Source organism: Virgifigura deserti (assembly GCA_003576685.1).
Taxonomy (GTDB): domain Bacteria; phylum Pseudomonadota; class Alphaproteobacteria; order Dongiales; family Dongiaceae; genus Virgifigura; species Virgifigura deserti.
Genome location: QOZR01000010.1, coordinates 190,197 through 211,015, shown reverse-complemented (window position 1 = coordinate 211,015; position 20,819 = coordinate 190,197). Strand labels below are relative to the sequence as shown.

The following is a 20,819-nucleotide window of genomic DNA, read 5'->3' as shown; positions in this document are numbered from 1 at the left end:
AGCCCCGAAGAAGTTTGCGCTAACCGTCGGTGCGCCGCCGCCGCAGACCGTAAAAACTTGAGAAGCTGGCCTAATACCCCCGGGCTAGCTTGCCTTCTTCGCCTTCGGCCGCGCGGCCTTCTTGGCGGTCGTCTTCTTAGCCGCGGACTTTGCGGTCTTTTTAGCCGCAGTCTTCTTGGTCGCGGTCTTCTTGGTCGCGGTCTTCTTGGTCGCGGCTTTCTTAGCCGTGGATTTGACAGCCGCCTTCGCGGCCGCCTTCTTCTTCGGCGCGGCCTTCTTGGCCGTCGACTTGGCAGCCGCCTTCGCCGTCGCCTTCTTCTTCGGCGCAGCTTTCTTCACAGGCTTCTTCATCAAAGATCTCCTCTCTGAAGCTTCCTCACCACATCGATGAGGCCCCTAACGGCCGTGACCGATTTGTCGAACATCGCCTTCTCGGCCTTGTTCAGATCGATCTCGACCACCCTCTCCACGCCGCCGGCACCGAGCACCACTGGCACGCCGACATAGAGACCCTTCACTCCATACTGGCCGTTGAGGTAGGCAGCACAGGGCAGCACGCGCTTCTTATCCTTGAGATATGACTCGGCCATCGTAATGGCGGCGGCTGCCGGAGCATAGAATGCGGACCCCGTCTTCAAGAGGCCGACGATCTCGGCGCCGCCGTCGCGCGTGCGCTGAACGATCTCACCGAGCCTCTGCTTCGTGGTCCAACCCATCTTCACCAAATCGGGCAGCGGAATGCCCGCCACCGTCGAGTAGCGCACCAGCGGCACCATCGTGTCACCGTGGCCACCAAGGACGAATGCGGTCACGTCCTCGACCGAAACCTTGAACTCCTGCGCGAGGAAATAGCGGAAGCGCGCGCTGTCGAGAACGCCCGCCATGCCAACAACCTTGTTGTGCGGTAGGCCGCTCGCCTCGCGCATCACCCAGACCATGACGTCGAGCGGATTGGTGATGACGATCACGAACGCTTTCGGACAATGCCGCTTGATCGCGGCGCCGACCTTGTTCATGACCTTCGCGTTCACCTCGATCAGATCGTCGCGGCTCATGCCTGGCTTTCGCGGAATGCCGGCGGTGACGATCACCACGTCGGCGCCTTTGATCTGGCGAAAATCGGTCGAGCCGCGAAGGTCGGCGTCGAAGCCTTCGATCGATGAGGATTGTGCGAGGTCGAGTGACTTTCCCTGCGGGATGCCGTCGGCGACGTCGATGAGAACGACATCGCCCAACTCCTTGAGGCCGACTAACAGGGCCAATGTTCCGCCGATATTGCCCGCGCCGACCAGGGCGATTTTCTTGCGCGACATTTATTCTCCTAGCGAAGTCCGAGGTCGGCCTTTCAAGATCAGGACGACAGTTTCAACGGACGCGCATACATCACTAGTTATTGTGTTGCTACTCTCTTTCAACCCCAAGAGCAAGTAGAAGTGGTATGCGGTCATCATTTTTATGGTAGGTGCGCGCACGCCAAGTAATCGGCCGATTGCATTTCCATCAGACGAGAGGACGTCCGACGGAACTCGAGCGCACCTTCACCGGTTGCATAAAGCTGTTCCGGTGCATCGGCCGCGGCGCAGATGAAATTGACTTTGTGTTCGTAGAGCGCATCGACAAGCGTCACGAATCGACGCGCTTCATTCCTGTTCACCGCCGCCATCTTCGGCACGCCGGACAGAATCAAGGTGTGGAAATGGGTGGCGATCGCGAGATAGTCGGCGGCGCCGAGCGGCTGCTCGCAAAGGTCCGCGAACGCAAACCACGCGACGCCTTTCGCCGCCTTCGGCACCATGACGCGGCGTCCATGCACCGTCAGCGACGTGGACTCGCCTGACGCCTTATCCGTCAGCTGCGCGAAGGCATCCTTCAGGGCCTGCTCCGCGGCATCGCCGAGCGGCCAGTGATAGACGGTCATTCCCTTGACCCGCGCGCGCCGATAGTCCCGCTCACCGTCGAGTTCGAGAATGTCGAGGCGCTGCTTCAGCAGGTCGATGAAGGGCAAGAAGCGCTCGCGCTGCAAGCCGCCTTCATAGAGCGCATCCGGCGCGACGTTCGACGTCGCCACCATCACGACGCCGCGATCGAAGAGCGCGCCGAACAAGCGCCCGAGCAGCATCGCGTCGGCGATGTTGCCAACGTGGAATTCATCGAAGCACAACAGCCACGCCTCTTCGGCGATGTCGTCGGCCAGCGGCGGAATCGGATCGCCGTCGGCGGCCGTTCGATGCCGGGCTCGATGCAGGCGATCATGAACGTCGAGCATGAATTCGTGGAAGTGGACGCGACGCTTCGCGGCGACCGGCGCGGTCTCGTAGAACAGATCCATCAACATCGACTTGCCGCGCCCGACGCCCCCGAACATATACAGCCCCTGCGGCGGTTCTTCGCGCCGCCGCGTGAGCCCCAATCGCTCGCGCCACCGTCCCTTTCCCATTGCCGGCTGATAACGCTTCAGCGCGTTATGCAGGCTCTGCAACTTCTCCGCGGCAAGAACCTGCGCGGGATCCGGCTGCAGCTTGCCCGCATGTCGTCGGGCACGATAGGCAGTCAACGGTCCGTCGGTCGTCATCGAATAGGCCGGCGTCGCATCATTCATGACAACCAACAACAAGCGGGAAAATGACAGACGGAAAATGATTAAGGAAGCCTTGATGCGACATCGCCGCCATCTGAATTACTTCGGGCAAGGAACAATATAGGCATTGAAACGTCGGAAGCAGGGTGCGGGTTTGAAACCCGCCCCTCCGCATCGGGCGAACGGCGTGCTAAGCATCGCCCCACTGGCGTACCGCAGGTGTCGCCTTTATCCTCCCTCGATCGAATCGAAGGAGGATCAGATGAACGTCGATGTCTTCAATATGGATCTGCGCAAGTTTCTCAAGCGCGTGGGCGTTACGTCGCAACGCGAGATCGAGGCCGCGGTCAATGCCGCGATTGAATCGGGGAAGCTGACGGGAACAGAAAAGATCAAAGCGCGGATGACGCTGACGATCGAGACACTCGATGTCGATCACAAGATCGACGGCGAGATTTCACTGTCCTGAAATCGCGTCAGTTGGCCGGAGACGACAGCTGCGGCAGCAGAAAGCGGAAGTCCCGTCCGTTCACCAGCAACTCCCCGGCCGGCGACAGCGAGATCGCATAGCGATAGACCACCACGCCGTCGGCCGCGCTTGCCGGCGTGCCGAAGGCGCGCAGAATCTGCAGCGGCGCCGCCGCATCGATCCCGCCGGCCACGGGCGGCGCGGCAACGGCGAGAGCGATGAGCGCGTCCAGCCCGGCGATTTCGATATCCATGGCGGCGACGGCGTCGCGCGCCGCGGCCGGATCGGCCTGCACCGATCCGTCCAGCGAAAGGCGCACGGTCCCCGTGTCGATCACCGTATCGGAGAGGCGAAGCTTGCTGCCGGCCTCCACCAGCAGCCGCCGCGCGGCTGCGGCAGCCTCGTCCGCGTCTCCCGATGCGATGAACGCCTGGAAGGCACCGGCCAGTTCGCGTCCGGGCAGGTCCTCCAGCCCGGCTTGAAGCGTCATGTCGCGCGGCACGAGATGCGGCGCGAGCGGATGATCGCCGATCATCGCGGGTCGAAGGGCGAGGCCGCCATGCTGCAGCGATAAGTTCGCGCGCGCGGAGTCGCCGTCGAAGTCGGACGTCGTGAGATCGACCACGGCCTGCGCGAGCCGGAGCAGTTCGGTACCGGCTGCATCCAGCACGCGGAGATTGCCGACGGCGGCGTTTCCCGCGAGGAGCATCTGCAGCCGGTGTGACCATGAGCCGGTGAAGCTGAAGGATGGCAGCTCGATGATAGCTTCGGTCGCGCCGTCGACACCTCGATAGGGAAGCTCGGCCGGAAACCGGACGTCACTGATCGTGGAGAGGTCGGCATCCGCCGGGTCCGGCGTCAATCGGAAGCGGAGCGTGCCGACGTCGAGATAGCTCGATGTGTCCGGCATCAGGCGCAGGCCGTGGACCGCGACGTTGAAGGCGGGCCCGGCCGCATGCGCCTCGACATCGTTATAGGCCAGCATCGCATTCGCGCCGCCCGCGAGGGCTTCGAGCGCCGCGACGACGTCGCGCTCGACCTGCTGCGCGTCGACGGCCCCAGCCTCAATGGGAATCAACAAGCCAAGAAGCAAGATGAGGCGCAGCGCGATCGACCGCATCGGCCCTCCTGACGGCTTTGCAGCTTCGGTGCGATGAGCGATCTCGATCAGCGACGGACCACCATCAGCTTCTTGATTTCGGCAATCGCCTTTGCCGGGTTCAGGCCCTTCGGGCAGGTCCGGGTGCAGTTCAGGATGGTGTGGCAGCGATAGAGGCGGAACGGATCCTCGAGCGCGTCGAGGCGCTCGCCGGTATATTCGTCGCGACTGTCGGCGATCCAGCGATAGGCCTGCAGCAGAACCGCGGGGCCGAGATAGCGGTCGCCGTTCCACCAGTAGCTCGGGCAGGAGGTGGTGCAGCAGAAGCAGAGGATGCACTCCCACATCCCGTCGAGCCGCGCCCGCTCCTCCGGCGATTGCGGCCGCTCGCGCTCGGGCGGCGGGGATTGCGTCTTCAGCCACGGCTCGATCAAGGCATATTGCGCGAAGACGCCGCCGAGATCGGGCACGAGATCCTTGACCACCTTCATATGCGGCAGCGGATAGACCCGGGTGTCGCCCTTCACGTCGTCGATGAACTTGGTGCAGGCGAGCGTGTTGGCGCCGTCGATATTCATCGCGCAGCTGCCGCAGACGCCCTCGCGGCAGGAGCGGCGGAAGGCCAGGGTCGAATCGATCTCGTTCTTGATCTTGATGAGCGCGTCGAGAACCATCGGACCGCAGGCGTCGAGATCGATCTCAAACGCATCGACCTGCGGCGTCTGCCCGTCCTCCGGGTTCCAGCGATAAACCTTGAAGGTCTTCACCCGCTTGGCGCCCGGCGGCGCTTTGACCGTCTTGCCGGCCCGGATCTTGGAGTTGGCCGGGAGCGTGAGTTGAACCATCCGTCACATTCCTCGAATCACGCGTGAAATCCCGTCGGAGGTACCGGCATCCGTTAGTAGACGCGTGCCTTCGGCGGAAAGGACTGCACCTCGTTGGTCAACGGCTGCAGATGCACCGGACGGTAGTCTATCGTCGCCTGCCCGCGCTCGTCGCACCAGACCAGCGTATGCTTCAGCCAGTCGGTGTCGTCGCGGTCAGGATAATCCTCGCGCGCATGGGCGCCGCGGCTCTCCGTCCGGTTTGCCGCGGAGGCCATTGAGACGACCGCCTGATAGAGCAGATTGTCGAGCTCGAGCGTCTCGACCAGATCGCTGTTCCAGATCATCGAGCGGTCGGTGACCCGGATGTCGCCGCGCCGCGCCCAGGCCTCGCTCAGCTTCGCCACGCCCTCGGCGAGGACCTCGCCGGTGCGGAACACCGCACAGTTCTGCTGCATGATCTTCTGCATCTCGAGCCGCAGCGCTGCGGTCGGGGTGCTGCCGTTCGCATGGCGCGCCCTGTCGAGCCGGACCAGCGCCATCTCCCCGGCATCGGTCGGCAAGGGCCTGTGCGACTCGCCCGGCGTGATGATCTCGGCGCAGCGGTTCGCCGCCGCTCTGCCGAACACCACCAGGTCGAGCAGCGAGTTCGAGCCGAGACGGTTGGCGCCGTGCACCGAGACGCAAGCCGCCTCGCCGATGGCCATCAGGCCCGGCACGACGCCCTCGGCACCGCCGTTCCTAAGTGTCATCACCTCGCCATGATAGTTCGTCGGCACGCCGCCCATATTGTAGTGGCAGGTCGGAAGGACGGGGATCGGCTCGCGCGTCACGTCGACGCCGGCGAAGATCCGCGCGGTGTCGGAAATGCCGGGCAGCCGCTCGTGGAGCAACTGCGGATCGAGATGCTCGAGATGCAGGTGGATATGGTCCTTCTCCGGCCCGACGCCGCGGCCCTCGCGGATCTCGATCGTCATCGAGCGGCTGACGACGTCGCGCGATGCCAAGTCCTTCGCGGAGGGCGCATAGCGCTCCATGAACCGCTCGCCTTCGGAGTTCGTCAGATAGCCGCCTTCACCGCGCGCGCCCTCGGTGATCAGGCAGCCGGCGCCATAGATGCCGGTCGGGTGGAACTGGATGAACTCCATATCCTGCAACGGCAGGCCGGCCCGCAGCGCCATGGCGTTGCCGTCGCCGGTCGAGGTGTGGGCCGAAGTGCAGGAGAAGTAGGTCCGGCCATAACCGCCCGTCGCCAGCACGACCATATGGGCGCGGAAGCGATGCAGCGTGCCGTCGTCGAGGTTCCAAGCCATGATCCCGCGGCAGGACCCATCGTCGTCCATGATCAGGTCGATCACGAAATACTCGACGAAGAACTCGGCCGAAAACTTCAGCGCCTGCTGATAGAGCGCATGCAGGATCGCGTGACCGGTGCGATCCGCGGCGGCGCAGGTCCGTTGCGCGATGCCTTCGCCGAAGCGCGTGGTCATGCCGCCGAACGGACGCTGGTAGATCTTGCCGTCGAGAGTGCGGCTGAAGGGCACGCCGAAATGCTCCAGCTCGATCACGGCGGGAATCGCCTCGCGCACCATATATTCGATGGCGTCCTGATCGCCGAGCCAGTCCGATCCCTTGACCGTGTCGTACATGTGCCAGCGCCAGTCGTCCTCGCCCATATTGCCGAGGGCAGCGCTGATTCCGCCCTGCGCGGCGACAGTGTGGCTGCGGGTCGGGAACACCTTGCTGACGCAGGCCGTCTTCAGCCCCTTGGCGGCCATGCCGAGCGTGGCGCGCAGGCCGGCGCCGCCGCCGCCGACCACGACCACGTCATAGTCATGCTCAACGATCTCATACGCCTTCTTATGGACCATGGTGCCGCTGGGGAGCCTTGAATTGCCCCGCTTTACCCCCTGGTTCGCCCCCGGGCCGGCAACCTCTTGCGTTCCGTCAGTCATGGACAAGCTAATCTCCGAAGGCAATCACGAGGACGGCGATGATCGCCGCCAACGCGAGGACGATGCTGGCGAACGTCACCAGCACGATCGCGCCGATCTTCAGCCATTCGACATGGACATAGTCCTCGATCACGACCTTCAAGCCCGATTGGGTGTGATGGAACGTGACGACGATGAACAGGATCATGATGCCGGCGGCGACCGGCGAACCAAGCCAGGCGACCACGGCAGCATGGTCGGCGCCGACCAGGCCGACGATCGAGACGACGAACCATACGGTCAGCGGCACGAGCGCCGCCGAGGTCAGGCGCGTCATCCACCACTCCCGGGCTCCTTCCTTGGCGGAGCCGAGGCCGCGCACGCGGGCGAGGTCGGACCGATAGGAGCGGGTCGCGCGGTGCATCAGGCGCCCCCCCTGAACCAATATCCGGCGATCCAGGTGACGATCGTGAGTAGTGCGGTCGCGATCAATACGCCCCGGCCGGAGGCATAGACGGAGGGCAGGTCGAGCCACAGCCCGGTGTCCCAGACCAGATGCCGGATGCCGTTGGCGAGATGATAGAACAGCGCGATCGTCCAGCCGAACAGAAGCAGCCGGCCGATCCAGGACCCGACGAGCGCCTGCGCCGTCGCGAAGGCCTCGGGCCCCTGCGCGGCGGCGATCAGCCAATAGACGAGCAGCAATGTTCCGACGGCCAACGCGATCCCGGTGAGACGATGACTGATCGACATCGTCCACGTCAGTTGCGGCTGATAAATCTGCAGGTGTGGCGACAGCGGCCTGTCTTGCGTTGGCATGAGTCAATCCTTCAGCATCGTCCTGAACTGTGCTTGCATGAACTCGCGGAAATCAAGGCGGCGCGCGCCGATGATGCGATGTCGGACGATACATGCTGCCAGGCACTCTTAGGCCCCCGCGCCAACCAAGTCAACGTTCCGCGCTGCGCTGCAACCTTGGACGAAGCGCGCCGCGCCGGCTGCCGATCGCTGGTTTCCTGTGCGTTTTCGACGCGAGCGAGCGGCAGCAGCTCGAGATTATCCCAGCAATATCTGCAGCGCAAAATATCGGTTTCCGACGATCGGACAGGCCAATCACTGGCTGCTCCACCGCCCTTTCCCGGGGAAGTGTGGACAGAAATGTGGGTATCCTGTTGGGCCTTTGTGAGTCATCTGCGAATCCACTCACAGCTTTTTTCAAATTTTCTTAACTTCCGGATTGCGCCCTTTCGGAGCCTCCTTAACACTGTGCTTCATACGCGAAAGCGTGACACCGTCGGCTCCAGCGCGCTCTTGCACGAAGCCTGTCGGATCAGGACTTCGGGGCGACAGAGAGAACCGCGAAGGGGCGACGGGTCGTGGCGGCGCCGGGTCTTTGGGGCAGGTGCCGCCACGTGCCGGCCGCCGGGCCGGTGCAAGGCGACTTGCACGGCGTGACGGCCGGGGTGAAGGGTCAGGCGTCCCTCGCAAGGACCTGCCTTCCCGGTTCCGACCGGCCTCGTTTAGGGGAGAGACGGCGGATCAGAGGCGGCACTAGGCAGCCACCCGCGGTGTCGCCGCAAGCCTGCGCCGAGGTTCGTCTTCGGACCAATCCGAGACCCTCGAGCGCCGCCGGGAGGTAGTCGAGAGACGCTAGCCCATCGCCGGGCGGGCCGTCCTTCGGGGCGGCGAAAGGCCGTCAGAACGCTTCGGTCGGATCTGCACCATCCGACGGAGTCGTCCGGAGGGACGGCAAGAAGCCTCACCGCTTTCCCGTATGGGAGCCGAAAGGCTTCGGAGGCGTCAGGATGCGCCCGCCTCCAGGGCACGATGCGAGGACTCTCGGTCTGTCCGCGCCTGACGCCTCCATCTAATCATGCACCCCGCTGGAGATCAACGGGACTTCAGTGGCGCGGCATCAGCACCGTGTAATCGAGGTCCAGCACGACGGCGGAATCGGCCTGCCCGGCCTCCAGCCCCGGAAAGTCCCCACAAGGGCGATCCTTCGTCGCGACGGTCCGCAGGCGCAAGGCGCCCAGATCTGCGCGGCCGGGCAGATCGATCGTCTGCGTTACCATGGTCCAGGCATAGATCGTATCGCCGGCGAAGACCGGGGCGGCGTGCCGCCCGCCATTGATCGCGGCGATGCGGAAGCCGTTGGCAAGGCCGTTGAAGCTGAGCGCCCGCGCAAGGCTGATGACATGCCCGCCATAGACCAGCCGGCGACCGAACCGCCCATCCTTCTCGGCATGCTGGTTGAAATGCACGCGGGCGGTGTTCTGGTAGAGGCGAGTCGCCGTCATGTGGCAAGCCTCTTCCACCGTCATTCCGTCGATATGGTCGATGCGCTCGCCCGCCGCATAGTCCTCCCAGCGATGGGGCGACCCGGCGAGCACCGTGTCGTAGCGGGATAGATCGAGCCCGGCTGGAACGACCAGGTCCGCCGCCGGTACCGCCTCGGGCAGATCCGGTACCACCGGCGCAGGCGCCGCGGCAGCCGCGTCGCGTTTGCGGACCATCACCCAGCGGATGTAATCCAGCACCGTCTCATCCCACTGATTGACGCCCCGCGAGCGGACATAGACCACGCCGGTCTGCCGGTTGGAGTTCTCCTTCAGGCCGATCACCGTAGAGGTCGCAGAGAGGGTGTCGCCGGGATAGGCCGGCGCCCCGAACCGGCAGGCGGCATAGCCCAGATTGGCGACCGCGTTCAGCGAGATGTCCGGAACCGTCTTGCCGAAGACGACGTGAAAGAGCAGCAGGTCGTCGATCGGCGCGCGCGGGAGCCCGAGAGAGCGGGCGAATTCATCGGACGACGGCACCGCGAAGCGCGAGCCGGTCAGTCCGACATAGAGCGCCGCATCGCCCGCTGTGACGGTCCGCGGCGTAGCGTGGCGGATCTCCTGGCCGAAATGGAAATCCTCGAAGAAATTGCCCGGATTGGCTTTCATCATTCTGTGGGCATCATTCTCCGGCGACTGCGGGCGAAGCGCTCATGACGCCGCTGCGGCCCGTTCGAGCTCCGCGATGGACTCGGCCAAGTCGACGATGCGGCGCGCGTTCAGCACATGGAGGTTCTCGACCAGCTTGCCGTCAACTACGACGATGCCGCGGCCCTCGGCCATCGCGTCGGCATGGGCCTTGATGATTCGCCGCGACCAATCGACTTCCTCAGCCGAGGGGGCGAAGATCTGGTTGGCGACGGCAATCGTCTTCGGATGGATCAGCGTCTTGCCGTCGAAGCCGAGCTCGAGCCCCTGCTGACAGGACCGGGCGAAACCGTCCCTGTCATCGAGGTCGAGATGCACGCCGTCGAGGATCGCCAGCCCATAGGCCCGCGCCGCCAGCACGCACAGGCTGAGGCTCGTCAGCATCGGCAGGCGGTCCGGCGTATGCCGCGCCCGCAGATCGTTGGTCAGGTCGGACGTTCCCATGACCAGGCAAGTGACGCGCGGGCTGGCGCTGGCGATCGCCTCGGCATTGAGGATCGCCCGCGGCGTCTCGATCATGCACCAGAGATCGAGGTCCTGCGGCGCCCCGTTGGCGGCCATTACCGCCTCGGCCTGCCGCACCGATTCGACGTTCTCGGTCTTCGGCAGGAGGATGGCGTCGGCGCCCGAGCCGCTCGCCGCGACCAGATCGGCATAGCCCCAGGGCGTATTCAGGCCATTGACCCGGATGACGACCTCGCGCAGGCCGAAGCCGCCGGCCTGGACCTGCTTGCAGACCTGGGCTCGCGCATCTCGTTTCGCCTCCGGCGCGACGGCGTCCTCCAGATCGAGGATCAGCGCATCGGCCGCCAGAGTCCTCCCCTTCTCGAGCGCCCGGGCGTTCGACCCCGGCATGTACAAGACGCTACGGCGCGGCCGCGAACTGCGATCCATGTGGTCCGGCCCCCCATTTTACAGGTCAATCCCCGATTGATTTCCACGACTATAAAGAAAGGCCGGCCTGTGGCAAGCTTGCGGCCCGCAGACTCCTCCCCCAACAAACTCCTCCAAGGGCACGGAAACCTTGAACATCCTCTCGATCCAGTCCCGCGTCGCCTATGGCCATGTCGGCAATGCCGCCGCGGTGTTTCCCCTGCAGCGCCTGGGCTTTGATGTCTGGCCGATCGACACGGTCGGCTTCTCGAACCATCTCGGCTATGACACCTGGAGCGGGCGAGTGCACGAGCCGGCCGAACTCGCCGAGATCTTGGACGGGCTCGCCCGGCTGGGGGTGTTGGAGCGCTGCGACGCGGTGCTCAGCGGCTATCTCGGCGCGGCCGGGACCGGCGCGGTCGTGCTGGACGCCGTCGCCCGGGTTCGCGCCGCCAATCCGCGGGCGCTCTATTGCTGCGATCCGGTGATGGGTGACCGCGAGGGCGGACTGTTCGTCGGGCCGGACATCCCGCCGGTCTTCGACGGGCTGACGGCGGCGGCCGATATCGCGCTTCCCAATGCCTTCGAGCTGGAACAGCTGACCGGCGGCAGCACCGCGACGCTGGCGGCGGCGCTCGAGGCGGTCGATCGGCTGCGCCGATCCGGCCCCGATCTCGTGATCGTGACCAGCCTGCGGCGGCAGGACGGCCCGGCCGGTCGGATCGAGGTCCTCGGCGTTGATCAAGACGGCGCCTGGCTGGCGACGACGCCGTCGCTGAACTGTCCGACCTTTGGCGCCGGCGATACCTTCGCCGCGCTCTTCCTGGGCCACTATCTGCGCGACCGGAGCTTGGAAACGGCCCTCGCCCGCGCCGTGTCGGCGATCTACGCCGTCGTCGAGGCGAGTTCCGAAGCCGGCACCGAGGAGCTTCGGATCATCGCCGCGCAGGACGCGCTCGTCGCGGCCGAACCGCGATTCACGCCGGTGAAGGTCCGGTGAAGGGAATCGGGCGGCCGCCTCGATCCCAGCGGAGGCACCGCCATCGGCCATCCCTCCCGGGAACGGACGCTGTGACCAGCCACGAAAGGAAGCGCACGGCCCGCTCTACCACGCCTTCGGTAAACGGCTGCAAAAGACGATTAATCACAGTCCAGTGTGCGATTGAGTGCGGCGCAACGGTTGGAGCGCCCCTGTAATTTATCATTTTTTAGACCAGCAATTCGTCATCATCTAACGTTCTGCAACGGCAAGCTGGTTCCTGGGCACAGACGAGGTCGGCTCCATCGAAATGAGCGTGTACCCATGACGGATAGGCCCGACGAGGAAGCATGGACGGGTGCGGTCTTGAATAACAGCGCTCCCGCCGCGGGGAGCACATTGCGCCCGGACGATTTCCCCAATATCAGCCGAGCCTGGGCGTACTGGGACAGCCTCCGCACGGGCAGGCCGATGCCGGCGCGAGCCGATATCGACCCGGCCGCGATCAAGCCGCTACTGCCCTATCTTCTCCTGATCGACGTACTCCGCGATCCGCTGGACTTTCGCTTCCGCCTGGTCGGCACGGAAATTGATCGGATCGTGGCGGGGAACTACACCGGCATATGTTTCTCGGACCTGTCCCACATGCGGCGCGGGAACAAGGTTTGGGCTGAGTACGAGCGGGTCGTCGCAAGCGGTGCGCCCTTGTGCGCCGGAATCGACTATGTGGGTGCGGCCGATTACGTTCGGCGACTGGCCCATGCGCTGTTTCCGCTGGCGGACGACGGCCGGACGGTCAACGTGATCTGCACCGCCGTCGATCTGGAGCGGCGCTGGTGACGCAGTGACACAGCCCCGGGCAATTAGCACGCCGCGTGATTGCCATATGCTTGCCAGAAACCACACGGCAACCACGCGGCGACGCTAATAGACTGATTTGGTTTATCTAATTCCAGCCTACCGGCCGCCCGGCAGATAGTCCTTGATCAGATGCTCGGCGATCTGCACCGCGTTGAGCGCCGCGCCCTTGCGCAGATTGTCCGAGACGACCCAGAGGGAGAGGCCATCCGGAACGGTCGGGTCCTCGCGGAGGCGGCTGACGAAGACCGCGTCCTCGCCGACGCATTCGGCGGGGGTCACATAGCCCTCGTCGACGCGGTGATCGATGACGGTGACGCCCGGGGCCTCACGGAGCGCGGTGCGCGCCTCGTCGGCCGAGATCGGGCTCTCGAATTCGAGGTTCACCGCCTCGGCATGGCCGATGAAGACCGGGACCCGCACGCAAGTCGCGGAAACCGTGATGCTCGGATCGAGGATCTTCTTCGTCTCGACCACCATCTTCCATTCCTCCTTCGTCGAGCCGTCGTCCAGGAAGACGTCGATATGGGGAATGACGTTGAAGGCGATCTGCTTGGTGAACCGCTCGTTCTTGATCGGGTCGTTGACGTAGATCCCGCGCGTCTGGGTGAACAGTTCATCCATCGCTTCCTTGCCGGCGCCCGACACCGACTGATAGGTCGCGACGACGACCCGCTTGATCCGCGCCAGATCGTGCAGCGGCTTCAGCGCGACAACCATCTGGATGGTCGAGCAGTTCGGGTTGGCGATGATGTTGCGGCGGGTGTAGCCGGCGATGTCCTGAGGGTTCACCTCCGGCACGACCAGCGGAACCTCGGGATCCATGCGGAACTGCGAGGTGTTGTCGATGACGACGCAGCCGGCCGCGGCCGCGCGCGGCGCGTGGACCGCCGAGACCTTGGCGCCGGGCGAAAACAGCGCGATGTCGCACCCCTTGAAGTCGAACCCGTCCAGATCGCGCACCTTCAGAACGTCGTCCTCGCCATAGGAAACCTCGATGCCGGTCGAGCGCGAGGATGCGAGCGGCACCACCTCCGTAGCCGGAAATTCGCGCTCGGCGAGGGTGGACAGGATTTCGCGCCCGACATTTCCCGTCGCTCCGACAACTGCTACCTTGTAGCCCATGGCAAGTACCGTCCTTTGGTTGGGTCTGATGTCTATAACCTAGAAACCTCCGGCGTGCGTGACGTACGCCGCCGGGTATCCTCTTCAAGTCGCCGCCAATGCCGAAACCGATCCGCAGCTATGCCGAGTTCTGGCCTTTCTACCTCGCGGAGCACCGCCACCCGATGACGCGCGCCTTGCACCTGCTCGGAACCGGGATCGCCCTCGCGCTGATTGCGACGGCGATTCTCACGGCCGACTGGCGCTGGCTGATCGCCGCGGTAACCAGCGGCTACGCCTTCGCCTGGGCCGCGCATCTGTTCGTCGAGCACAACCGGCCCGCCACCTTCCGTCATCCCGTCTGGTCCCTCATCAGCGATCTCCGCATGCTGGCCCTGTGGCTGGCGGGCCGCCTCGACCGCGAACTCGTCAAGCACGGCATCGCCGCTCCGCACGCTTGAAAATACCCAATTAGAAAATATCCAACGAAAAAGGGCCGCTCGAAGCGGCCCTTTTGGTGTGCTTGTAGAGGAAACGATCAGCCGCCGGTTTTCGTCTCCGGAATCGGGGTCACCGGGGTTTTCCCGGTTCCGTCCACCGTGGTCACCGTCGTGGTTTCAGCCGTCACGTTATGGCCAGCGCAGGCAGCCGCGGCGATCCCCGGGATCGTCACGGCGGCGGCAAACAGGCCAGCCAAGGACAAAGCAGTTATTCTACCCATCGGCTCTACTCCTCTATTGGAGTTCCGGACCCGGACTGTAACCGGTCCCGACCGCGCTGTCGAGCGATTCCGCCGAATCGTTGGCGGCCGCCGCTTCCACCGTCGATGCCGGTTCAGCAGGCGTCGCCGTTTCGGCCGGCGGCGTTTGCGGCGACGGCTCTATCGCGCTGACTGTACCATGCTTCTTGATCATGGCTTCCTTCGGGCAGGAGCAAGCAGCCACTGCACCGCTCCACCCCGAGGCGGCAATCGCGAAAAGGGCCAGGACAGTCAGGCAGATAACGCGCATTTCCGGCACCTCGGCTCTGTCTAACTGACGAGGTTAGGCCTCGGCCACCCCACCGGTCAAGCTGGCCGGTCAAGCTGGGCCAGTATCACGCCGCCAGCTTGTCCAGCTCGCCGAGGATCGCGTCACCCATGCCGGAGGTCGAGACCTTGGTCGCACCCGGGGTCACGATATCGGCCGTGCGCAGGCCGCCCGCCAGCACCTTCTGCACGGCGCGCTCGATCAGGTCGGCATCGTCGCCGAGATTGAGCGAGTAGCGCAGCAGCATCGCGAAGCTGAGCAGCGTTGCGAGCGGGTTCGCCATGTCCTTGCCGGCGATATCCGGCGCGGTGCCGTGAACCGGTTCGTAGAGCGCGCGCCGACGCCCGGAAGCGTCCGCCGCGCCGAGCGAGGCCGACGGCAGCATGCCGAGCGAGCCGGTCAGCATCGCCGCGCAGTCGGACAGGAGGTCGCCGAACAGATTGTCGGTGACGATCACGTCGAACTGCTTGGGCTGGCGGACGAGCTGCATGGCGCAGTTGTCGGCATACATATGGCTGAGCTGGATATCAGCATAGTCGGCATCGTGCACCGCCTGCACCTCCTCGCGCCAGAGAATGCCGCTCTCCATCACGTTCGCCTTCTCGACCGAGCAGACCTGCTTGCGGCGCAGCCGGGCGAGGTCGAAGGCGACGCGAGCGACGCGTTGGATCTCCGGCGAGGTGTAGACCTGCGTGTTGATGCCGCGCCGGGTGCCGTCGGGCAGGGTTTCGATGCCGCGAGGGCTGCCGAAATAGACGCCGCCGGTCAGCTCGCGCACGATCATCATGTCCAGACCGCGGACGAGATCGGTCTTCAGGGAGGAAGCGTCGGCCAGCGCGTCGAAGACCAGGGCAGGCCGCAGATTCGCGAAGAGGTCCATCTCCTTGCGCAGCCGCAGGAGACCGCGCTCCGGCTTCCGCTCGAAGGGGAGGGCGTCCCATTTCGGGCCGCCGACGGCGCCGAGCAGAACCGCGTCGACCGCCATCGCCTGCGCCATTGTCTCGTCCGTCAGCGGCACGCCCTGCGCATCGATCGCGGCGCCGCCGACCAGCCCCTCGGAGAGATCGAAGGACACGGCGCGCCGCTGATCGAACCAGTCGATCACCCGCCGGACCTGACGCATCACCTCCGGCCCGATACCGTCGCCGGGGAGGATCAAAAGTTTCTTGTTGGATGTCATCTGTCTGTTCCGATTTAACAAATCATCAAAAATCAGCGGCCGCGAGGTGATCCATGCTTCGACAAGCTCAGCATGAGGAATTGCAAGGACCTCGTCCTGAGCCTGTCGAAGGACACACCGCTACGGCTTACGCCCAGAGCCAGGGCTGGCTGGCCCGGTTCCGTGCTTCGAAATCCTCGATCGCCGGCGCCTTCTGCAGCGTCAGGCCGATATCGTCCAGACCGTTCAGCAGGCAGTGCTTGCGGAACGGATCGATATCGAACTGGATGCGCCCGCCGTCGGGGCCGGTGATCTCCTGCTTTTCGAGATTGATGGCCAGGATCGCGTTGGCGCCGCGCTCGGCGTCGTCCATCAGCTTGTCGACCTGTTCCTGCGGCAGCGCGATCGGCAGAATGCCGTTCTTGAAGCAGTTATTGTAGAAGATGTCGGCGAAGCTGGGGGCGATGACGCACCGGATGCCGAAATCGAGCAGCGCCCAGGGCGCGTGCTCGCGGCTCGACCCGCAGCCGAAATTCTCGCCCGCGACCAGGATCACCGCCTTGCGGTAGGCCGGCCGGTTGAGCACGAAGTCTGGCTTCTCGGTCCCGTCCGGCTCATAGCGCATCTCGTCGAACAGATTGCGGCCAAGCCCGGTGCGCTTGATCGTCTTCAGGAACTGCTTGGGGATGATCATGTCGGTATCGACATTGATCATCGGCAGCGGCGCGGCGACGCCGGTGAGGGAGGTGAATTTCTGCATGTCTGGTCCGATGTCTTGAGGCCGCCCGACTTTAGCGGCCGGGCCGGGCCGTGTCACGCGGCGAGATCCTTCTCCATCACCACGCTATCGATCAGGATGCCGCCGCGCGTGGGATGCTTCCGGCGGTCCAGTTCGCGATAGCCGTGCCTTCGATAAAAGGGTTCACCGATCAAGGTTGCAGTCAGTCTCAACCGACGGCGCCCCCGGTCCCGCGCGATACTCTCGAGAGATTGCAGAAGGGCGCTCCCGACGCCGCGGCGAGCCATCTCCGGTGCAACATAGAGGGTGTTGATCTCTTCGCTCTTCAATCCGCCGAAGCCGACGATTCGGCTCTCCGCCTCCGCGACCAACAGGGTCTCGCCGGATGCCATCTCCTCGACATAGCCTTCAGCCCGCAGGCCCGCGGCCCAGCTCTCTACCTCCTCCGGTGCATAACCGGTCGGCCCGAGCTCCCGGATCGATTGCTCATGCACCCGAAGAATGGCGGTAGCGTCATCAGGGTGCACCGCGCGGACCTTGATGTCGAGCGGCGCCGGCATGGTCGAACTAGGCTCTCAGGTCAAATCCCGCACGTCGGTCAGCCGGCCGGTGACGGCGGCGGCAGCGGCCATGGCCGGGCTCATCAGGTGAGTGCGCCCGCCGCGGCCCTGGCGACCTTCGAAATTGCGGTTCGAGGTCGAGGCGCAGCGCTCGCCGGGCTCCAGCTTATCGGCGTTCATCGCCAGGCACATGGAGCAGCCGGGCTCGCGCCACTCGAAGCCGGCCTCGATGAAAACCCGGTCGAGCCCTTCCGATTCCGCCTGTTCCTTGACCAGGCCCGAACCGGGTACGACCATCGCCTGGACGGACGCGGCCACCTTGCGGCCCTGGACCAGTTGCGCGACGGCGCGCAGATCCTCGATCCGGCCGTTGGTGCAGGAGCCGATGAACACCCGGTCGACGGCAACGTCGCTGAGCGGGGTGCCGGGCGTCAGCCCCATGTAATCGAGCGCCCGCTGCATGGCACGGCGCCGGGTCTCGTCCTTGGCGCTTGCCGGGTCCGGTACCGATGCGGTGATCGGCAGCACATCCTCGGGGCTGGTGCCCCAGGTGACCTGCGGCGCGATCTCGGCCACGTCGAGCGTGACCTCCTTGTCATAGCGCGCGCCGGGATCGGACGGCAGGGTCCGCCAATGGGCGACCGCCTGCTCCCATGCCCCGGCCTTCGGGGCCATCGGCCGGCCTTTGAGATAGGCGAAAGTGGTCTCGTCCGGTGCGATGAGGCCGGCCCGCGCGCCGCCCTCGATCGACATGTTGCAGACCGTCATCCGCCCCTCCATCGAGAGGTCGCGGATCGCCTTGCCGGCATATTCGATGACGTGGCCGTTGCCGCCGGCGGTGCCGATCTTGCCGATGATCGCCAGGATCAGGTCCTTGGCGGTGAGGCCGACCGGCAGATCGCCTTCGACCGTGATCCGCATGTTCTTGGCCGGCTGCTGGATCAGCGTCTGAGTGGCGAGCACATGCTCGACCTCCGAGGTGCCGATGCCGAAGGCGAGCGCGCCGAAGGCGCCGTGGGTGGCGGTGTGGCTGTCGCCGCAGACGATGGTCATGCCCGGCTGCGTCAGCCCCTGCTCCGGCCCGATGATATGGACGATGCCCTGCCGGACGTCCTGCATGGAGAAGTAAGGCACGCCGAACTCGGCGCAGTTCTTCTCCAGCGTCTCGACCTGGATGCGTGATTCCGCTTCCTTGATGCCCGCGCTGCGATCCGTGGTCGGGACGTTATGGTCGGCCACCGCCAGCGTCGCTTGCGGCCGGCGGACCTGACGCCCGGCGGCCCGCAGCCCTTCGAAGGCCTGCGGGCTCGTCACCTCATGAACCAGATGGCGGTCGATATAGAGGCGGCAGACGCCGTCTTCCTGACGATCGACGACGTGACCATCCCAGATCTTGTCGAACAGGGTACGCGGATTCGCCATGCTCACTCTTCCCGATACGGCCCCTGGAAGGCGGTCCCGGGGCGCGGAACCTTACGAGGACGCTTCGGTATCGACGACGGTCTTGGCGCTCCGGTCGACATTCGCCTTGCCGGCGGCACCGGTCGTCTTCTCCGCGATCCGGGCCGACTTGCCGCGCCGGCCGCGCAGATAATACAGCTTCGCCCGCCGGACAGCGCCGCGCCGGACCAGTTCGATGCTGGCGATGCGCGGGCTGTAGAGCGGGAAAATACGCTCAACGCCTTCACCGTAGGAGATCTTGCGGATCGTGAAGGAGGATTGCAGCCCGGCGTTCCGGCGCGCGATGCAGACCCCCTCGAAGGCCTGAACGCGCTCACGCGAGCCTTCCACCACCTTGACGTTTACCCGCACGGTATCGCCAGGGGCGAAGTCCGGCGCCGCCCCGTTCGCGCTGAGCTTGGTAATCTGCTCTTGGTCGAGCTGCTGGATCATGTTCATCGCTTGCTTCCTTCTTCCTCGGCCGCCGCTTGGTCCAAATTTTTTAGGCCGGCGACGTAGCGGGTCCATAAATCCGGACGCCGGGCCCTGGTTGTCTCCTCGGCCTGGCGCCGCCGCCAAGCCCGTATCCGTTCATGGTGGCCGGACAGCAGAACTTCCGGCACCGCCCGCCCTTGCCATTCGGCCGGCCGGGTATAATGGGGGTATTCGAGCAACCCCCGCTCGAAACTCTCTTCCTCCAGCGTCGCCGGCGCGCCAAGCACGCCCGGCAACAGCCGCACGACCGCGTCGATCAGCGCGATCGCCGCCGGTTCCCCGCCCGACAGCACGAAATCGCCGAGGCTGATCTCGTCGACCTGCCGCGCTGCCAGCACCCGCTCGTCGACCCCTTCATAACGCCCGCAGAGCAGCGTCACCGACGGCCGCGCCGCAAGCTCTCGCACGATGGACTGCGTCAGCAGCCGTCCGCGCGGGCTGAGATAGATGGCGGGTGCCGCATCGGCGTCGCCCGTATCGGCATCGGCAGTCGCCGCGATCGCCGCATCGACCACGTCGGGCCGCATTACCATGCCCGGACCGCCGCCGAAGGGAGTGTCGTCGACGGAGCGGTGTTTATCGCGCGCAAACGCGCGCATGTCTACTGTTTCCAGCGCCCAGAGCCCCGATTCCAGGGCCTTACCGGCGAGCGACAGGCCGAGCGGACCCGGAAACATCTCCGGGAAGATCGTCAGGACCCGGGCGGTCCAGCAGGGTGCAGCTGCAGTCATTCCGCTTCCTCCGGCCGGCCGGCCGGCTCCAGCAACCCCGACGGCGGATCGAGCAGGATACGCCGCCCCGCAATGTCCACCAGCGGAACCACGGCCCGGGTGAAGGGCGCGACGATCGTCGTGCCGCCGGATGCCGGCTGGATCTCGAGCACGTCACCCGCTCCGTAGTTCTGCACCGCCACCACCCGGCCGAAGCGCGATCCGTCCGCCAGATCGACGGCAAGGCCGATCAGATCGGCATGGTAGAATGCCTCTTCCTCCGGCTCCGGCAATGCCGCGCGCGGGACATAGAGCCGCATCCCCTTCAACGCCTCCGCCGCATTGCGGTCACCGATTCCGTCGATGCGGGCGATCACCCCCCCCTTGGCCGGCCCGATGACCGCCAGCGTGAACCGGCGCGCCCCGCTCTCGTCGGACACCGGGCCATAGGCCGCGACATCCGCCGGCTCGGCCGTGAAGCTCTTGATCCGCACCTGGCCCCGGACCCCGTGCGCCCCGGCGATCGCCCCGACCAGGATTCGCGGTTCGGCGTTTCCGGCCATGGCGAGTCCGCCAAGCGCCTGCGCCTATTCCGCCGGCGCCTCGGCGGCCGCGGCCCGGGCCTCTTCCGCCGCCTTCAGCCGCTCCTGCGCCTTGGCCTTCGGCTGACTCTTCTTCGTCTGCTCCGTGCGCGGCCGCTCCGGCATCAGGCCGGCCTGGCTGAGGAACTTCGCGACGCGGTCCGTCGGCTGGGCGCCGACCTTCAGCCAATGCTCGAGCCGTTCGTTGTTCAACGTGACCCGCTCCGGATGATCCCGCGCGACCATCGGGTTGTAGGTGCCGACCTTCTCGATGAACCGGCCGTCGCGCGGGCTGCGCGAATCGGCGATCACGAGGCGGTAGAAGGGGCGCTTCTTCGCACCGGCGCGGGCGAGACGGATCTTCAACGACATGCTTTGCTTGCTCCTTGTGGACGCCTTATG

The 20,819-nt window shown here is 65.3% G+C and carries 25 protein-coding genes; 4 read left to right on the top strand and 21 right to left on the bottom strand.

Annotation, left to right across the window (positions count from 1 at the left end):
- Window positions 1–84: 84 nt before the first annotated feature.
- The 3 genes from DT069_RS18040 to zapE all read right to left on the bottom strand — a co-directional run bounded on the left by DT069_RS18040 (window position 85) and on the right by zapE (window position 2,599).
- Window positions 85–351 (bottom strand): hypothetical protein, encoded by a 267-nt coding sequence (locus tag DT069_RS18040; protein ID WP_119461701.1) that lies wholly within the window; start codon window positions 349–351, stop codon window positions 85–87.
- Complete coding sequence (mdh, locus tag DT069_RS18035) at window positions 351–1,313, bottom strand: malate dehydrogenase (protein ID WP_119461700.1); 963 nt, start codon at window positions 1,311–1,313, stop codon at window positions 351–353. The genes DT069_RS18040 and mdh overlap by 1 nt, the downstream gene beginning before the upstream one ends.
- Window positions 1,314–1,453: 140 nt before the next feature.
- Window positions 1,454–2,599, bottom strand: coding sequence for a cell division protein ZapE (zapE, locus tag DT069_RS18030; RefSeq protein ID WP_425450352.1), 1,146 nt, complete (start codon window positions 2,597–2,599; stop codon window positions 1,454–1,456).
- A gap of 241 nt (window positions 2,600–2,840) precedes the next feature.
- On the opposite strand from zapE, the gene DT069_RS18025 reads away from it, so the two are divergent.
- On the top strand, window positions 2,841–3,047 hold the full coding sequence (locus DT069_RS18025) for a DUF6494 family protein (protein ID WP_119461699.1): 207 nt from the start codon (window positions 2,841–2,843) through the stop codon (window positions 3,045–3,047).
- Window positions 3,048–3,054: 7 nt separating this feature from the next.
- Here DT069_RS18025 and DT069_RS18020 read toward each other — a convergent pair whose 3' ends face one another.
- The 7 genes from DT069_RS18020 to DT069_RS17990 form a co-directional block, all read right to left on the bottom strand.
- A complete protein-coding gene (locus DT069_RS18020) occupies window positions 3,055–4,167 on the bottom strand; it encodes a hypothetical protein (protein WP_119461698.1) in 1,113 nt (370 codons plus the stop codon).
- A gap of 47 nt (window positions 4,168–4,214) precedes the next feature.
- Window positions 4,215–4,991: a succinate dehydrogenase iron-sulfur subunit gene (locus tag DT069_RS18015; RefSeq protein ID WP_119461697.1), complete on the bottom strand. Its 777-nt coding sequence runs from the start codon at window positions 4,989–4,991 to the stop codon at window positions 4,215–4,217.
- 53 nt (window positions 4,992–5,044) lie between these two features.
- Window positions 5,045–6,841, bottom strand: a complete 1,797-nt coding sequence (gene sdhA / locus DT069_RS18010; RefSeq protein WP_119461696.1) for a succinate dehydrogenase flavoprotein subunit — start codon at window positions 6,839–6,841, stop codon at window positions 5,045–5,047.
- A 91-nt stretch (window positions 6,842–6,932) separates the two neighbouring features.
- A complete protein-coding gene (gene sdhD, locus DT069_RS18005) occupies window positions 6,933–7,328 on the bottom strand; it encodes a succinate dehydrogenase, hydrophobic membrane anchor protein (RefSeq protein ID WP_119461695.1) in 396 nt (131 codons plus the stop codon).
- Window positions 7,328–7,723, bottom strand: a complete 396-nt coding sequence (sdhC, locus tag DT069_RS18000; RefSeq protein WP_119461694.1) for a succinate dehydrogenase, cytochrome b556 subunit — start codon at window positions 7,721–7,723, stop codon at window positions 7,328–7,330. The genes sdhD and sdhC overlap by 1 nt, the downstream gene beginning before the upstream one ends.
- A gap of 1,082 nt (window positions 7,724–8,805) precedes the next feature.
- Window positions 8,806–9,855 (bottom strand): MaoC family dehydratase, encoded by a 1,050-nt coding sequence (locus DT069_RS17995; RefSeq protein WP_119461693.1) that lies wholly within the window; start codon window positions 9,853–9,855, stop codon window positions 8,806–8,808.
- Between the two features lie 39 nt (window positions 9,856–9,894).
- On the bottom strand, window positions 9,895–10,785 hold the full coding sequence (locus tag DT069_RS17990) for an HpcH/HpaI aldolase/citrate lyase family protein (RefSeq protein ID WP_119461692.1): 891 nt from the start codon (window positions 10,783–10,785) through the stop codon (window positions 9,895–9,897).
- Window positions 10,786–10,915: 130 nt separating this feature from the next.
- Between DT069_RS17990 and pdxY the strand changes: the two genes are divergently transcribed.
- Together pdxY and DT069_RS17980 are read left to right on the top strand one after the other, a co-directional pair.
- On the top strand, window positions 10,916–11,764 hold the full coding sequence (gene pdxY, locus DT069_RS17985; protein WP_119461691.1) for a pyridoxal kinase PdxY: 849 nt from the start codon (window positions 10,916–10,918) through the stop codon (window positions 11,762–11,764).
- 303 nt (window positions 11,765–12,067) lie between these two features.
- Entirely contained in the window at window positions 12,068–12,583 is a 516-nt protein-coding gene (locus DT069_RS17980; RefSeq protein ID WP_119461690.1) for a PAS domain-containing protein, read from the top strand.
- Window positions 12,584–12,700: 117 nt separating this feature from the next.
- Here the strand turns inward: DT069_RS17980 and DT069_RS17975 are convergent, their stop codons facing one another.
- Complete coding sequence (locus DT069_RS17975) at window positions 12,701–13,726, bottom strand: aspartate-semialdehyde dehydrogenase (RefSeq protein ID WP_119461689.1); 1,026 nt, start codon at window positions 13,724–13,726, stop codon at window positions 12,701–12,703.
- Window positions 13,727–13,824: 98 nt separating this feature from the next.
- On the opposite strand from DT069_RS17975, the gene DT069_RS17970 reads away from it, so the two are divergent.
- Complete coding sequence (locus DT069_RS17970) at window positions 13,825–14,166, top strand: Mpo1-like protein (RefSeq protein ID WP_119461688.1); 342 nt, start codon at window positions 13,825–13,827, stop codon at window positions 14,164–14,166.
- Window positions 14,167–14,243: 77 nt separating this feature from the next.
- On the opposite strand, the gene DT069_RS24690 is transcribed toward DT069_RS17970, so the two are convergent.
- The 10 genes from DT069_RS24690 to rpsP all read right to left on the bottom strand — a co-directional run bounded on the left by DT069_RS24690 (window position 14,244) and on the right by rpsP (window position 20,789).
- Window positions 14,244–14,426: a hypothetical protein gene (locus tag DT069_RS24690; protein ID WP_162913269.1), complete on the bottom strand. Its 183-nt coding sequence runs from the start codon at window positions 14,424–14,426 to the stop codon at window positions 14,244–14,246.
- Between the two features lie 13 nt (window positions 14,427–14,439).
- On the bottom strand, window positions 14,440–14,619 hold the full coding sequence (locus DT069_RS25030; RefSeq protein WP_119461687.1) for a hypothetical protein: 180 nt from the start codon (window positions 14,617–14,619) through the stop codon (window positions 14,440–14,442).
- A gap of 181 nt (window positions 14,620–14,800) precedes the next feature.
- Window positions 14,801–15,913 carry a 3-isopropylmalate dehydrogenase gene (leuB, locus tag DT069_RS17960; protein WP_119461686.1) on the bottom strand — a complete coding sequence of 371 codons (1,113 nt, stop codon included), beginning with the start codon at window positions 15,911–15,913 and terminating at the stop codon, window positions 14,801–14,803.
- Between the two features lie 127 nt (window positions 15,914–16,040).
- Window positions 16,041–16,652, bottom strand: a complete 612-nt coding sequence (leuD, locus tag DT069_RS17955) for a 3-isopropylmalate dehydratase small subunit (protein WP_119461685.1) — start codon at window positions 16,650–16,652, stop codon at window positions 16,041–16,043.
- Window positions 16,653–16,705: 53 nt separating this feature from the next.
- Window positions 16,706–17,191 carry a GNAT family N-acetyltransferase gene (locus DT069_RS17950; protein WP_119461684.1) on the bottom strand — a complete coding sequence of 162 codons (486 nt, stop codon included), beginning with the start codon at window positions 17,189–17,191 and terminating at the stop codon, window positions 16,706–16,708.
- A 15-nt stretch (window positions 17,192–17,206) separates the two neighbouring features.
- Entirely contained in the window at window positions 17,207–18,613 is a 1,407-nt protein-coding gene (gene leuC, locus DT069_RS17945; protein ID WP_119461683.1) for a 3-isopropylmalate dehydratase large subunit, read from the bottom strand.
- 51 nt (window positions 18,614–18,664) lie between these two features.
- Complete coding sequence (gene rplS, locus DT069_RS17940; protein ID WP_119461682.1) at window positions 18,665–19,090, bottom strand: 50S ribosomal protein L19; 426 nt, start codon at window positions 19,088–19,090, stop codon at window positions 18,665–18,667.
- Window positions 19,087–19,857, bottom strand: coding sequence for a tRNA (guanosine(37)-N1)-methyltransferase TrmD (trmD, locus tag DT069_RS17935; RefSeq protein WP_119461681.1), 771 nt, complete (start codon window positions 19,855–19,857; stop codon window positions 19,087–19,089). Before trmD ends, rplS begins: the two co-directional genes overlap by 4 nt.
- Window positions 19,854–20,399: a ribosome maturation factor RimM gene (gene rimM, locus DT069_RS17930; RefSeq protein WP_119461680.1), complete on the bottom strand. Its 546-nt coding sequence runs from the start codon at window positions 20,397–20,399 to the stop codon at window positions 19,854–19,856. The genes trmD and rimM overlap by 4 nt, the downstream gene beginning before the upstream one ends.
- A 24-nt stretch (window positions 20,400–20,423) precedes the next feature.
- Window positions 20,424–20,789: a 30S ribosomal protein S16 gene (gene rpsP / locus DT069_RS17925; RefSeq protein ID WP_119461679.1), complete on the bottom strand. Its 366-nt coding sequence runs from the start codon at window positions 20,787–20,789 to the stop codon at window positions 20,424–20,426.
- Window positions 20,790–20,819: the final 30 nt, after the last annotated feature.

What these genes read in the sequence shown, in the direction of transcription:
- DT069_RS18040 (WP_119461701.1), bottom strand. Translation starts at nt 351, where the DNA reads ATGAAGAAGCCTGTGAAGAAAGCTGCGCCGAAGAAGAAGGCGACGGCG.
- mdh (WP_119461700.1), bottom strand. Translation starts at nt 1,313, where the DNA reads ATGTCGCGCAAGAAAATCGCCCTGGTCGGCGCGGGCAATATCGGCGGA.
- zapE (WP_425450352.1), bottom strand. Translation starts at nt 2,599, where the DNA reads ATGAATGATGCGACGCCGGCCTATTCGATGACGACCGACGGACCGTTG.
- DT069_RS18025 (WP_119461699.1), top strand. Translation starts at nt 2,841, where the DNA reads ATGAACGTCGATGTCTTCAATATGGATCTGCGCAAGTTTCTCAAGCGC.
- DT069_RS18020 (WP_119461698.1), bottom strand. Translation starts at nt 4,167, where the DNA reads ATGCGGTCGATCGCGCTGCGCCTCATCTTGCTTCTTGGCTTGTTGATT.
- DT069_RS18015 (WP_119461697.1), bottom strand. Translation starts at nt 4,991, where the DNA reads ATGGTTCAACTCACGCTCCCGGCCAACTCCAAGATCCGGGCCGGCAAG.
- sdhA (WP_119461696.1), bottom strand. Translation starts at nt 6,841, where the DNA reads ATGGTCCATAAGAAGGCGTATGAGATCGTTGAGCATGACTATGACGTG.
- sdhD (WP_119461695.1), bottom strand. Translation starts at nt 7,328, where the DNA reads ATGCACCGCGCGACCCGCTCCTATCGGTCCGACCTCGCCCGCGTGCGC.
- sdhC (WP_119461694.1), bottom strand. Translation starts at nt 7,723, where the DNA reads ATGCCAACGCAAGACAGGCCGCTGTCGCCACACCTGCAGATTTATCAG.
- DT069_RS17995 (WP_119461693.1), bottom strand. Translation starts at nt 9,855, where the DNA reads ATGATGAAAGCCAATCCGGGCAATTTCTTCGAGGATTTCCATTTCGGC.
- DT069_RS17990 (WP_119461692.1), bottom strand. Translation starts at nt 10,785, where the DNA reads ATGGATCGCAGTTCGCGGCCGCGCCGTAGCGTCTTGTACATGCCGGGG.
- DT069_RS17980 (WP_119461690.1), top strand. Translation starts at nt 12,068, where the DNA reads ATGACGGATAGGCCCGACGAGGAAGCATGGACGGGTGCGGTCTTGAAT.
- DT069_RS17975 (WP_119461689.1), bottom strand. Translation starts at nt 13,726, where the DNA reads ATGGGCTACAAGGTAGCAGTTGTCGGAGCGACGGGAAATGTCGGGCGC.
- DT069_RS17970 (WP_119461688.1), top strand. Translation starts at nt 13,825, where the DNA reads ATGCCGAAACCGATCCGCAGCTATGCCGAGTTCTGGCCTTTCTACCTC.
- DT069_RS24690 (WP_162913269.1), bottom strand. Translation starts at nt 14,426, where the DNA reads ATGGGTAGAATAACTGCTTTGTCCTTGGCTGGCCTGTTTGCCGCCGCC.
- DT069_RS25030 (WP_119461687.1), bottom strand. Translation starts at nt 14,619, where the DNA reads ATGATCAAGAAGCATGGTACAGTCAGCGCGATAGAGCCGTCGCCGCAA.
- leuB (WP_119461686.1), bottom strand. Translation starts at nt 15,913, where the DNA reads ATGACATCCAACAAGAAACTTTTGATCCTCCCCGGCGACGGTATCGGG.
- leuD (WP_119461685.1), bottom strand. Translation starts at nt 16,652, where the DNA reads ATGCAGAAATTCACCTCCCTCACCGGCGTCGCCGCGCCGCTGCCGATG.
- DT069_RS17950 (WP_119461684.1), bottom strand. Translation starts at nt 17,191, where the DNA reads ATGCCGGCGCCGCTCGACATCAAGGTCCGCGCGGTGCACCCTGATGAC.
- leuC (WP_119461683.1), bottom strand. Translation starts at nt 18,613, where the DNA reads ATGGCGAATCCGCGTACCCTGTTCGACAAGATCTGGGATGGTCACGTC.
- rplS (WP_119461682.1), bottom strand. Translation starts at nt 19,090, where the DNA reads ATGAACATGATCCAGCAGCTCGACCAAGAGCAGATTACCAAGCTCAGC.
- trmD (WP_119461681.1), bottom strand. Translation starts at nt 19,857, where the DNA reads ATGACTGCAGCTGCACCCTGCTGGACCGCCCGGGTCCTGACGATCTTC.
- rimM (WP_119461680.1), bottom strand. Translation starts at nt 20,399, where the DNA reads ATGGCCGGAAACGCCGAACCGCGAATCCTGGTCGGGGCGATCGCCGGG.
- rpsP (WP_119461679.1), bottom strand. Translation starts at nt 20,789, where the DNA reads ATGTCGTTGAAGATCCGTCTCGCCCGCGCCGGTGCGAAGAAGCGCCCC.